Genomic DNA, 13,131 nt, shown 5'->3' on the forward strand with positions numbered 1-13,131 from the left:
GCAATTATTCACAACAGTGTCAATCTTGCGGCTGAATGGAATTTAGTAATATAACGGAACAACCTCCTTTTCGGGAATGAATCATGTCCTGCTGAAAAGGAGGTTCGTTTTTGTATTGTTCACAATCGGAAGACCTGAATAAGGAAGGAGAGGTTGGTTTGATTTTTTTCATATTTGTAATAGGTTTTTTAGGTTCTCTGATCTCAGGTATGTTAGGCATTGGAGGAGCCATTATCAATTACCCGTTATTACTGTATATTCCGCCTTTACTTGGTTTTTCATCCTTTTCTCCGCAGGAAGTCACAGCGATGAGTTCAGTACAAGTATTTTTTACGACACTGGCAGCTATGGTATCTTTTCGAAAAGGAGAGTACATTCATAAATCTCTCGTTGCTACAATGGGGACTTTTATGATTACTGGGAGCTTTCTAGGGGGATTTGGTTCTAAATTATTACCAGAAGAAGCGATCAATATTACTTATACTATGTTAACAATTATGGCGGTTATCTTAATGTTTGGATCAAATCAACAGAATGAACATGAGAATGATAGAAAGGTTCAGTTTAATAAAAAACTGGCAGGATCGCTAGCATTCTTGATCGGGGGCGTATCAGGAATTGTTGGTGCAGGAGGAGCTTTCATTGCTGTTCCTGTCATGACAAGCATTTTAAAAATTCCAATGCGTACAGCCATTGCTTCTTCTCTAGTTATTACATTTATTTCTTCCATTGGTTCTGTTATAGGTAAATTAATGGGCGATGATATTTTATTGATTCCAACAATTACGTTAATCACAGCCAGTATCATTTCAGCTCCTTTAGGCACCATGTTGAGCAGGCATATTCATGTTAAGATCCTGAAGGGTATACTGACTTTTTTGTTAATGGTATCTATCTTGCAAATATCATTATCCATTTTTAATTCATAATGTAAGAACCCAAACACTAATAACAGCAAAAATAGAATATAGCACAAAGTAAACAAAAGGTGAAGTCACTGCAAATCGTAGGGTACTCACCTTTTTTGTGTATAGGTCAGCTTGATTGATGACTTTGATTCAATTACCGTATGGCTTGAGGATTAATTATAACCGCTAAAAACAACTTTAATAGTAAAAAGTGTGTTAGATTATCTGACAAAAACCACCAAAATAAATTTTGACGGTTATATAATGTGATTAACAAGTTAGTAATCAATCAAATAAATGAAGTGGGGGAATAGACAAGATGAGAACTATACAAGTACAAGAAATGATTCTAGAAGCAAAAAAGGAAAAAGGACTTACTTTCTCACGAATTGCTGAAACAATTGGCCGTTCAGAAGTATGGACAACTGCAGCACTTATGGGACAACATACTATGGATGAAAAAGAAGCGAAGGAAGTCATTGATCTTTTAGAATTACCGGAAGATGTAGCAAAATTTCTACAAACAATCCCTTACAGAGGTGCAACACTTTCGATGCCGCCAAGCGATCCGACGATTTATCGTTTATATGAATTGATTTTAGTATACGGTGAAACGATTAAGACATTAATTCATGAGAAATTTGGGGATGGAATCATGAGTGCAATCGATTTCAGCATGGATATGGATAAACAGGAAGATCCAAAAGGTGATCGAGTAGTTATTACTTTAAATGGGAAGTTTTTACCATATAAAAAATTTTAAGGGGGGCATCATTTATGACCATATCAATTAACGCAAATCAATTAAAAGAAAGGATGGATGCAGAAGAGGGGGTCGTCATTATGGATTTGCGATCAGCCTTAGCCTATGAAAAATGGCATATCGAAGGCAAACATGCTGATTCTCGGAATATGCAGTTTCTCAAGATGAAGGAATTAGGATCAGCTGTTACTGAAACCATTCCACTTGATAAAAAAATTGTAACGGTTTGTGAGCAAGGCCATTTGGCTGAAAGAGCAGCGAAAATTCTTGAAGAGTTTGGATATGATGTAGCTTACTTATCTGGTGGTATGCAGGCATGGTCTGAGTTTTATGAAACGGTTCCTGTATATATAAACGAATCAGTGAAATTGTATCAAGTCATCCGTCATGCAAAAGGATGCCTCTCTTATCTAGTGGCCTCCGGCAACGAAGCAGTAATTGTCGATCCAAGCCGACATATTGACCTTTATCAAAAATTAGCTAAGGCATTAAACGTTTCACTCCGCCATGTTGTAGATACCCATCTGCACGCAGATCATATTTCCGGCGGCAAAGTGTTGGCGGATGTAACAGGTGCCAACTATTGGATTGCAGAAGAAGAAATGATACACGCCAGAAAGGAATATACACCGCTTCCTGATAAAAAGAAACTTCCTTTCGGTCAAGGAAACTTAGAGCTAATTAGTGTGAAGACACCAGGACATACGGGTGCTAGTACATGTTTGCTTATAGACGATCAATATTTCTTGACTGGAGACACTTTGTTTGTGAATGGACTTGGCCGACCTGATTTAAAGGGACGGGCAAAAGAGATGTCAGAAATACTTTTTCAAACAGTGAATAAGATTTTAAATTTGTTAGACGAAGATGTGAATATTCTGCCCGGGCATTTTGCCCACCCGTCTGAAATTAATGAACAAGGCTTTATTGGAGAATCTTTTGCCAAGATAAAAGCACAAACTGAATTACTGAATGTCCAAGATAAAGAGCAATTTATCTCTACTATTATGGAGCGACTTGGAGATACGCCTCCTAATTTTGAACGTATTACGCAAATCAATCAAGGGAAACGTGAAGCCGATCCAAGTGAACAAACTCAGCTTGAAATTGGACCAAATCTATGTGCAGTAGGAAATCATTAAAATAAAAAAATAGAACGATATTTTAGGAGGAAGAAGACATGGAAAAAACAACAAAAGCATTGGAACCGATTGATGCATCAGGATTAAAGGATTTAGTGAAAAAGGCAGAAACAACACCTGAAAATTATAAAATTGTATCCAAAGCAGTCACAATCAATAAAGGTGGATTTTTAAATGATACACTGGTCCGCGATTTAACCCCGGTTGTAATTGATGAACCATGCCACTTGTTTGGCACAAATTCCACTCCAAATCCATCCGAGCATGTATTAGCGTCATTAGGTGCCTGCCTGGCCGTTGGCTATATGGCCAATGCGACAGCGATGGAGATTCCATTGGAAGAACTTCGCTTGGAACTGGAAGGAGACATGGACATTTCTCCTGTGTGGGGTGTGGCGAAAACACCGGGAGAGCAAGTGGCTGGATTCACTGAAATTCGGGTTAATGCTTTTATAAAAGGGGACTTCACACCAGAACAAGAAGCAACAATGCAAGAAAAAGTACTTAGATGGTCACCGGTAGCTAATACGATGCGCAACAATGTTAACTTGGCAGCCCTATTACATGTATCCGAGGGAAAAGAAGATAAAGTTTTAGAGCCAATCGATGGAGCAGGATTAAAAGATTTAGTGCAAAAAGCAGAAGCGACACCAGAAAACTATCGGGTTGTTTCTAAAGCAGTCACAATCAATAAAGGCGGATTTTTAAATGATACATTTGTCCGCGATTTAAATCCAGTAGTAATTGACGAGCCATGCCATTTATTTGGTACAAATTCAACACCAAATCCGTCCGAACATGTATTAGCGTCATTAGGAGCATGTCTGGCGGTCGGCTATATGGCCAATGCGACAGACATTGGAATTCCATTAGAAGAACTTCGTTTGGAGTTAGAGGGAGACATGGATATTTCACCAGTATGGGGTGTGGCGAAAACACCAGAAGAGCAAGTGGCTGGATTTACTGAAATTCGGGTAAAAGCTTATATCACAGGTAATCTAACAGCAGAGCAAGAGAAAATAATGCAAGAGAAAGTATTAAGATGGTCCCCTGTAGCGAATACGATTCGCAATAACGTCAATCTAGTAGCTCATTTAAATCTAGCTTAATACTCGAGAATTATAGTTTTATACTGAAAAAAGTAAAGAATCTATTAAGAAGCTGATCGTTAAAGGTCAGCTTTTTTTAACGTTTGAGAACTTCTACTTTGACTGGAATATTATCATTTGTAAATATAAGGAATATACAAAAACATGAAGCGGAACGATCAGGTGTTTTAATAGAAGAAACTAGTCAAGAAAAGGAACGTCTGCTTAAGGAAAAGCAGACGTTCTTTCAAGTGAAACCTGTAACTAGCATGGGTATAATCTAAATGGAGAGAGTCCTTCAGTTTTCCTCAGCAATTGGGCCATTTAATTGCATAACACTTTCGATAAAATTGGATATTTATGTTAAATTTGAATTATTAAGAATAGAAGAAAAGTGGGTGTAAGGTAATTGAGTTCACAAATCATCATTGTTTTAATCTTAAACTTTATAATATCTTTGATAGGGACTTTGGCGTATTCTGTCCGAATGGTTGGTGTTAGAACAGGCAAAATAGCTGTTTCATTTGCAGTATTTAATATCTTATCGTTAGTATCAAGAATGGCGGTGACATTTCAAATTCCGTTATTAACCAAATATGTAGAACATAACTCTGATTCGAATGATTTATTACATATATTTAATGTCATAATTTTAGTATCGGGTATTGCTACAATTGTTGGTGCTTTTTTAATTCCAACATTTCAAAGGATTTTTTATAAAGGGGTATTAAATTTCTCTGTCGAACGGTCAATTCCTAAACTTGTTATCCATAGTTTTTCAAAAGCTGGAGTTAATTACATAAAGGATTGTGTCGCAATCCCCGTAAAAGAGAATATAACAGGATTGAATTTAAGGAAATTACCTACAAAAATAATCATTTATAATCTCATTGCAGTTGCCTTATTAACGGTTGGGGCCTTAGCACCAATATATGCAGGTAGTATCGCTCCAGATTTAAGAGCAACATGCGTTACTTTATCTTCCATCATAAATGGGATTGCAACGATTCTCATGTCCATATTAATAGACCCGCAGTTATCGGTTATGACGGATGATGTGATAGAAGGAAAATGCACAGAAGAAGATTTTCGTGCAGTTGTGATTGGGATGGTAGGAAGTAAAACATTGGGAACATTCGCATCGCTATTACTAATTATTCCTGCTTCGTATTTGATTGTATTTATTGCAAAAGTTATATAAGACTCTTTTTTATAACAAGGATACACTTCTTGTTGTACTAATGGGTAGCTAGAGTTCAATAAGCGCGTGCTATCTCCAGTACCACTGATCTGCAACAATCGGGCACATTCGAAGAAATGCGTTTATTTTGGTTTTGGGTCATATCGTAGAATAAGAATTAAAGTAGTGAATTGAGAATCCTCTCGATTGACGGAGGAGGGATGAAAGGGATATTGCCGGCAGTTTATTTAGAAAGAATTGAGCAGCAACTTGGAGCCCCTATCCATCAATTTATTGACATGATATGTGGGACAAGCACAGGTGGGATTATTGCTTTAGGTTCAGCTGCAGGAATCAGTGCTAGCGCTATATCGAACCTATACATTAATAATGGAGAAAAGATTTTCCCAAAAAATCTTTTAACGAACCCACTACTGTCTGCCAAGTATTCAAATAAGCAACTTCTAGTAATATTGAAAGACGCGCTAGGAAAGAAAAGGTTAGTAGATGCCTATACCGAATGAAGCACCCTGAATATTGATTTTTGAAAACAGGCTCCTTCATGGTAAGACCATAATCAGATAATCGGTAATAATTAACTCGCTGCAATATTTTTTCTGCGTATTCAGAATCCTTGATATATAAATTCCTACTTTTATATATCTCAATTTGTTCTTTGTATGTTTTAGGAGGCTTTATTTTGAACTGGTCTTTTTCAGGTTTCAATTTAAATTTCTCCTTGAATAAATAAAATGACCCACCGTGGTCCGCATTGTTAAGAGGCGTGGTGGGTTCTGTTAAGATTAAAATACATTCTATATCTGTTTTGTCAAGGAATGAATCGTTTGAGCAGTACACAAAGATTGATGTTTATCAAGAATTTAGGCTTTCAATAAACCATTATTTTCTGTAAAAAGATATATAACTGCACCCCTATTGAAAACCAAACTATCAATAGGGGTGCAGTTTTTATAACTTTAGAAATAAAATCAGATTCTTTTCTCACATACCTTGAAGATGATTCTTATAAAGTTTTCTATAAAGTCATGAACATCTATTATTTTTATTACTGAAATTTATTGACAATAATAACCATTATCAATTATTATAATATTCGAATCTTATATTGATAATAATTATCATTATCAATATAAGAGGTTATTATCAAATGATTTTGTAAAGGGTGTGGAGAAATGAATTCGTTGCGAACCGAGTCTACTAGAGTTATAGAAAAAGAGGCTTATGATGTGGAAGAGTTAAAAACGTTATCTTACATAAGGAGTAAAAATCCAGCATTGGAAGAAGGATTTCTTGCAAATCTTGAGGCAGGAAGAAGAGGAATCTTTCAGCGTCTTTTTCAAGCACTTATACGTGAACAGCTAATCGAAGAAGAAAGGGTCTCATGGCTTGGGGAAAATGGTACAAGCATTTGCGTTCATCTGCCAAGTGGAAAAACGATACAAACCTCCGTTAACATGCGGCATTCACTTGGAAGATTTGATATCGGTGATTTTGCTATAGTTCATGATCATGAGGATTCTAGCGTACTTTCACACCCTGTTGAACTACTAGAGTTGTTGCGGGAAGAAGGATTATTAAATGAAGCAACAGAAGAGCAGTTTCAACGATTCAAACTGGAGATTCAAAACGGAGCAGCGAACCTTACCTTGGCATTAGCAGGTGCTGCCCGGAGAAAACAGGAGATGGCTCCTGCAGCGAAGTTAGAGAATATTCAGACATCCCTAGAATGGGGGAACAAACAAAGTAAGGAGAACGAGAGCTTTAGTCCATTGGCTTTTTATGAACAATGGGTAGTAGAAGGTCATCCCCTGCATCCTGGAGCGAAGACGAGGTTTGGTCTTGATGTAGAGGATGTCATCCGGTATTCACCAGAATGGGGGTCTACTTTAGAGACAGCTCTTGTGGCGGTTCGAAAAGACTACTGTCAAACGGCTTCCATCGATGAACACACCGTAACAACCCGTTTATTCGAAGAGTATGAGGGGCTGCAATCAGTTGTGGAAGATACATTGCAAAAGCAAGGATTAAATCCTGCCCATTTTGAATTGATGCCTGTCCATCCGTGGCAGTTTGACCATACCGTCTACTCTTTGTACAAAAAAGAGATTGAACAGAAGATCATTGTTCCCATTTTAGACTTTCGTATTCCGGCACAACCATTGGTTTCTTTTCGCTCATTAGCACCCCTGCAAAAATGTGGACAGGGAAGGCATCACATAAAAACAGCTGTCAATATACAAACGACTAGTGCTGTACGTATCGTATCACCTAATTCAGTGGTAAATGGGCCTATTCTTTCGAAGATATTAGCTGACATTCAAGAAAAAGAGAATAAATTTGCGGGAAAGTTTGTTGTTCTTCAAGAACGTGCAGGTGTCTATTTCCAACCAGTAAACGCAACGTTGCCGGAGGAGGAGCGGTGGACACTACAGGCCAATTTAGCATCGATTCTTCGCGAGAATCCGGAGAACCATGTCAAAAGCGAAGAAGAATCGCCAATGGCTGCCGCAGCGCTTTTAGCGGAGTCACCAATAAGTGGTAAACCGATTGTCATTGAATTAATTGAGGAATTGGCTGCCTGCAAAGGTTTATCTGATGTCAGAGAAGCTGCCATTTTATTTATGCAAAAATATGCGAAAGCATCGTTACCGGGTTTTCTAATCTTAATGATACGGTATGGAATTAGTTTAGAAGGTCATATGCAAAATAGTGTCTCTGTTTTTCGTCACGGAGAGTTGGTGCGTATTCTTTTAAGAGACTTCGGAGGGGCGCGGATTTTACCGGAAAGATTGCAAAAGCAAGGGTATGAAGCGGAGTTTTATCCAGGATCCTCCATTGTAACGGAAAAGGAAGCCCAATTAAGAAATATTATTTCGTATTCAGTTATGCAAAATCATTTTGCTGAATTGATCACATGCATCGTTCGTGCTCTTGGAATCAATGAAGAGAGGCTTTGGAAACAGGTCATTGTCGTATGTAAAGCTGTTTTTGAAGAGTTAAAGAAAGATCCTTCTATTGCCGAACAAGCTATAGCCGATGAGCAGGCTCTTTTTCAGCCTATGATTGACTTAAAGGCTCTAACGACGATGCGGCTGCGCGGAGATATTACAGACTATTCATTTATGGAAGTTCCGAATCCTATGATGGAATGGAAAGGAGAGATTCAGTTATGAGTGTAAGTTCAACTCAACTTTTGCAGAGCGGTGTTTTGCGTACCGCATATAAGTACTCCAGACAAGGGTTTATGTTGCAGGATGAATTGCAAATCCTTGCGTTTTTGAAAAAGAAATACCCAGATATGGTTTCTCTTTATGTGTCAGCTCTCACAAAAGGGAGGCTGGGGATTTTACGCAGGCTGACAGAATCGATGTTACGTGAGGATATTATGGGACTTGCCTCAAGTTCGCATGATCTTCTTGTTATTGACTCTATTCACGCACTAAATGTTCCGGTCATTGATAAGTATTGGCAAATGATTATTGAAAACCTCCATACATACGGCTTAGAGAGCGGAAAAAAATACAAATTATATCCTCTTTCTGGGGAAGAATGTCTCGTCATTCCGATTAGCCGCACATATGCATTTAACCGAGTGGAAGTAGATGGAGTCATTTTATATGTTTCGAAAGATGGAGTTAGCACAATCGAACATTCTATTGAACTGCTTCAGATGTTGCGTGATAAGGAAGGGTTTCATCCTGAAAAGGAGGAAAGTGCTTGGCTGAAATTGGCGGCAGAATTGAAAAATGGAAGTGCAAATTTGGCGCTATCTTATGCTTATTGGGCAGAGAAGAAAAAGAAGCTTCAGCAGCAGGCGAAAGAACAAGGAATCGCAACGACAATCGATTGGGTACGATTACAAAAGAAGAAAAACAATCGATTTGATTCAAGTTTGTTTTTTGAACAATTATCTGTAGAAGGACATAATCTTCATCCGGGTACCAAAACCAAATTAGGCATGAAACCGGAAGATGTGTTTCGCTATGCACCAGAATTCGATGGAGCAGCAGCTATTCAGTTTGTGGCTATTCGGAAGGATTATGCGGAGTGGAACGTGATACAGAATGATGAAGACGATGCCAATGCGTTTCTCTTTAAACAGTATCCAGAATTGCCAAAGGCTGTTGAACGGCAATTTGCCAAACTAGGTCTTTGTGTAACCGATTATCTGCTGGTACCTGTCCATCCGTGGCAACTGGAAAATGCCATTCTAGCTATCTATGACAAAGAAATTCAGGATCGGATTGTGATTCCTATCCATGACTTCGTTGTTTTAAGTGGTGCAACATCTTCTTTTAGAACCGTTGTACCCTTTGCGAAGGGTGAGATAACAAAATATGCGGTCAAAGTAGCAGTTAACAGTCAGATGACTTCTACTGTCCGCTCTATTTCTCCAAATACGACAAACAATGCTGCTGTTTTCACTCGACTCATTCGTTCCGTCATGGAGCAGGAACAAAAGCTTTTGGAAACATTTGTACCTATTTGTGAGTGTGCAGGATTTAATTTCAAAGTAAAAGAAGCAGAAGCAGATCATGAGTTGAAAAACAGAAATTTATCTGCTGTGATACGTGAGAATGTAGAAACCTTTGTAGCATTAGATGAAGTAGCGATTGTTGGCAGCTCACTTTTTTCTGAATCACCAATAAGCGAAAAGCCGATTTTTGCCGAGCTAATTGAAAGGTATGCCGAGAAAAAGAAGGAATTTTCACTTCGTAAGGCAGCATTTCAGTTCTTCTCAGAATATGTTTCGATTGCGCTTCCAGGTTTTCTTACCCTGATGGTAAAGTACGGAATTGGTTTAGAAGGTCACTTGCAAAACAGTGTAATGGTATTTAAAGAGGGAAGCCCTGTTCGAATGCTATTTCGCGATTGGGGAGGAACGAGAATTTATCGAAACAGGCTTCATACACATCAATTTCAAGCACCATTTTATCCTGGTTCGGTCACGGTGACAGAGAGTTTAAAGGAAATGCATAATAAGGCATTCTATACAGTATTCCAGAATCACTGCGGTGAGTTCATTCTACAAGTATGCAAGCATTTTGGCATCACTGAAGAAGAGATGTGGCAGGAAATTTATCGGATTTGCGAACAAGTCTTTGCACAGCTTGAGTCTGTACCGCAATATGCGGAAAATGTCCGTATGGACAGGGAGGCATTCTATCAAGCTGAGGTTGATCACAAAGCACTGACTAAAATGCGTTTGGAACCTGAAAGTAAAGAATATTCTTACGCAATCGTTCCCAATCCCCTTTATCAATTTAGTCGGAAGGAAGAATAAGTTTTCATGGGACAAGCAGATGTTCAAGTTCAAAAATCTTCGAGCTTTGCCCTTCGTTCAAGGACATTCAGAATCTTTATGTCTGGAAGTTTGGTGACACGGGTAGGAGATTGGATGGATTTAGTCGCCTTAAATTGGGCGGTTTTACAATTAACGAACTCTCCGCTTCACTTGGGGATTATTAATGCTTGCCGTTTAGTTCCTGCTTTTTTATTAAGTATCCCAGCAGGCATCTTGGCTGATCGATATGATAGACGAAAATTATTGATTTTGCTTCAGATAGGAATGATGCTGCTGACATTTTGCCTTGGCTATCTGGTTGAGGCAAACCCGTCTTTTTGGCTTTTTGCGTTTATTGTGACACTGCGGGCAATGTTGGCAGCGATGGACCCTCCTATTCGGAATGCATTAATACCCAATCTTGTACCGCAAAGCTCTATGGCCAGTGCCATTGCCATTAATACGATGATTATCAACCTTTCCCGGATAATTGGACCGGCGATTGCAGGAGCGCTGCTTGCCGTTATCGATATTGCCCAATTATTCTATATCAATGCGTGGGGGACGTTAGGTGTATTGCTCTCTTTATTGATGATTCGTACAGATTCCATATCACTCCATGAAAAAAAGGGAAAAGAGAAGTCAACTCTTCGTGAGGCAGTCCATTATATAAAAGGTCAGCCATCTGTTCAATCCTTACTCATTTTAGCCATTGTGCCGATGGTATTTGGTTTTCCCTATACAACCATGCTGCCATTATTCTCCAGGGATCTTTTAAGCCTTGGACCAAAAGGATTTGGCATCCTATTATCGGTTTCCTCTATTGGTGCCATTGTCGGTACGACATGGCTTTCGCTTGGTAAAGAGATTAAGGGAGCGGGAAAGTGGCTGATTTATTCCATTATCGGTTTTGGAATTTCTTTGCTTCTCTTCATTGGAACGAAAAATCTGTTCGTAGCAGGTGCCGCAATGTTTTTTGTCGGATTAACGAGTCAAACCTACCGAACATTAAGCCGGATTACTTTACAGATGCAAGTTCCCGATCGACTGCGTGGGAGGGTTTTAAGTATCGCTTTAATGGATAGAGGTTTTATTCCTTTAGGAGCGATGCTCATTGGTGCCATAGCTGCTTGGACCGGAATTCAATGGGCAGGAGCTGTAATGGGATTAGGTTGTCTTGTTATAACCATATTCATTGTCATAACAAGGCGGCAAATTTTGAAATTGTAATATTCTAATATATATGGGGTGTAGAAATATGATAGAAAAAATCGTCCAATCTCTCAGGATGGAACGAGAGAATCCTTTTTGTGCATATTTATATGATTTATCGAAGCTGCGTCATCACGTGGATCGGTTAATGACAACTCTTCCTTCCAATTTCCGTTTATTTTATGCCATTAAAGCAAATTCAGATGAAACGCTTCTTAAAACATTAGCTCCGGTTGTCCATGGGTTTGAAGCAGCTTCGTTAGGGGAGATAGAGAAAATCAGGGCTGTAGATAAGGAAATTCTTATTTTGTTCGGTGGACCTGGGAAAACACAAGCGGAGATTGAAGGGGCTATTCATAACAGAGTTGCTTTGCTTCATGTCGAGAGTTTTCATGAATTACAGTTAGTCAATCATATTGCTGGTCAGAAAGGGACAACCGTATCGATATTGCTGCGTGTTAATTTACGTCATTCTGTCCCAAATGCACAATTGAAAATGTCAGGTGTACCAACACAATTTGGAATTGATGAGTTCGAGGTGCCTAATGCGATTGCTTTAGCAAAATGTTTGCCGAATGTAAAGATCCTCGGATTTCATTTTCATGCGATGTCTAATAATGGCGATTCCAAGGCCCATGCTCACTTTGTCGATCATTGCTTCGAACGGGCAAAAAGCTGGGGAAAAGAGTGGAATATAGATATCTCTTATGTCAATGTCGGCGGAGGCATTGGGATTAACTATCAAAATATTGAAGAGCAGTTTGCATGGGATGACTTTATCGAAGATTTACAAGGAGTCATACAGAAGCACAAAGATGCTAATTGGCAGACAGTGTTTGAATGTGGCCGTTACATTACTTCTTCATGCGGCTATTATGCAGCGGAGGTATTAGATATCAAACAAAACCATGGGAAATATTTTTGTCTGTTACGAGGAGGGAGCCATCACTTAAGACTCCCGGCAGCATGGAAACAGAGTCATCCTTTTACAGTTGTACCAGTAGAAAAGTGGTCATACCCATTTTCACGTCCTGAGGTAACAGAGTCTGTCATTACTGTGGCAGGAGAGCTATGTACTCCTAACGATGTACTGGCAAGAGATATTCTCGTTCCACGTGTAAGGGTTGGCGATATTCTTCTTTTCCATTATGCGGGAGCCTATGGTTGGGCTATTTCACATCATGACTTTCTCAGTCATCCGCATCCAGATCACCTATACATAGAATCTGACACACTCATCCATGAGGCGATTCTGGTGTGAAAAAATCTAGTAGACTTGAATATATTCATTCTATTTCCTTTTTCGTTGCAGGAAGTCCGATATCTTCAATTATGAGAACGGCACTTTGATTAATCAGACTGTTAATAAAATCACAAGACTCCTTTTAAAATGGAGGATCCTACTTATTATTTGTTACCTGTAGATAAATGATCGCTTTAAAAAGTTAGGTTAATGATATATATTTTTAGGTATAGAGAGGTATACCAAATAAATTCCTTCCTAAAGCAAAATAAATAAAAGGACCGATTCCT

General features: G+C 38.8%; 10 protein-coding genes. All 10 read left to right on the plus strand.

What is annotated here, in order from left to right:
- Positions 1-110: 110 nt before the first annotated feature.
- The 10 genes from HNR53_RS14330 to HNR53_RS14380 all read left to right on the plus strand — a co-directional run bounded on the left by HNR53_RS14330 (position 111) and on the right by HNR53_RS14380 (position 12,859).
- Positions 111-929, plus strand: coding sequence for a sulfite exporter TauE/SafE family protein (locus tag HNR53_RS14330; protein WP_246439580.1), 819 nt, complete (start codon positions 111-113; stop codon positions 927-929).
- A 298-nt stretch (positions 930-1,227) separates the two neighbouring features.
- Positions 1,228-1,671 (plus strand): cyanase, encoded by a 444-nt coding sequence (cynS, locus tag HNR53_RS14335; protein ID WP_184527149.1) that lies wholly within the window; start codon positions 1,228-1,230, stop codon positions 1,669-1,671.
- Positions 1,672-1,685: 14 nt separating this feature from the next.
- Positions 1,686-2,813 (plus strand): MBL fold metallo-hydrolase, encoded by a 1,128-nt coding sequence (locus HNR53_RS14340; protein WP_184527151.1) that lies wholly within the window; start codon positions 1,686-1,688, stop codon positions 2,811-2,813.
- Positions 2,814-2,851: 38 nt separating this feature from the next.
- Entirely contained in the window at positions 2,852-3,922 is a 1,071-nt protein-coding gene (locus HNR53_RS23095; protein ID WP_221452339.1) for an OsmC family protein, read from the plus strand.
- 388 nt (positions 3,923-4,310) lie between these two features.
- Entirely contained in the window at positions 4,311-5,102 is a 792-nt protein-coding gene (locus HNR53_RS14355; RefSeq protein WP_184527152.1) for a lipid II flippase Amj family protein, read from the plus strand.
- Positions 5,103-5,272: 170 nt separating this feature from the next.
- Positions 5,273-5,605, plus strand: coding sequence for a patatin-like phospholipase family protein (locus tag HNR53_RS14360; protein ID WP_281391838.1), 333 nt, complete (start codon positions 5,273-5,275; stop codon positions 5,603-5,605).
- Positions 5,606-6,274: 669 nt separating this feature from the next.
- The gene (locus tag HNR53_RS14365; protein ID WP_184527156.1) at positions 6,275-8,275 is read left to right on the plus strand and encodes an IucA/IucC family protein; all 2,001 of its coding nucleotides are present in this window, start codon (positions 6,275-6,277) and stop codon (positions 8,273-8,275) included.
- Positions 8,272-10,386, plus strand: coding sequence for an IucA/IucC family protein (locus HNR53_RS14370; protein ID WP_184527158.1), 2,115 nt, complete (start codon positions 8,272-8,274; stop codon positions 10,384-10,386). Before HNR53_RS14365 ends, HNR53_RS14370 begins: the two co-directional genes overlap by 4 nt.
- A 6-nt stretch (positions 10,387-10,392) precedes the next feature.
- On the plus strand, positions 10,393-11,616 hold the full coding sequence (locus tag HNR53_RS14375) for an MFS transporter (RefSeq protein ID WP_184527160.1): 1,224 nt from the start codon (positions 10,393-10,395) through the stop codon (positions 11,614-11,616).
- A gap of 28 nt (positions 11,617-11,644) precedes the next feature.
- On the plus strand, positions 11,645-12,859 hold the full coding sequence (locus HNR53_RS14380) for a type III PLP-dependent enzyme (RefSeq protein ID WP_184527162.1): 1,215 nt from the start codon (positions 11,645-11,647) through the stop codon (positions 12,857-12,859).
- The last annotated feature ends 272 nt before the right edge of the window (positions 12,860-13,131 follow it).

The sequence above is a fragment of the Bacillus benzoevorans genome (assembly GCF_014207535.1).
GTDB lineage: Bacteria > Bacillota > Bacilli > Bacillales > Cytobacillaceae > Bacillus_BD > Bacillus_BD benzoevorans.

Coding starts and splice junctions, on each gene's coding strand:
- HNR53_RS14375 (WP_184527160.1), top strand. CDS start 10,393: ATGGGACAAGCAGATGTTCAAGTTCAAAAATCTTCGAGCTTTGCCCTT.
- HNR53_RS23095 (WP_221452339.1), top strand. CDS start 2,852: ATGGAAAAAACAACAAAAGCATTGGAACCGATTGATGCATCAGGATTA.
- cynS (WP_184527149.1), top strand. CDS start 1,228: ATGAGAACTATACAAGTACAAGAAATGATTCTAGAAGCAAAAAAGGAA.
- HNR53_RS14340 (WP_184527151.1), top strand. CDS start 1,686: ATGACCATATCAATTAACGCAAATCAATTAAAAGAAAGGATGGATGCA.
- HNR53_RS14380 (WP_184527162.1), top strand. CDS start 11,645: ATGATAGAAAAAATCGTCCAATCTCTCAGGATGGAACGAGAGAATCCT.
- HNR53_RS14365 (WP_184527156.1), top strand. CDS start 6,275: ATGAATTCGTTGCGAACCGAGTCTACTAGAGTTATAGAAAAAGAGGCT.
- HNR53_RS14370 (WP_184527158.1), top strand. CDS start 8,272: ATGAGTGTAAGTTCAACTCAACTTTTGCAGAGCGGTGTTTTGCGTACC.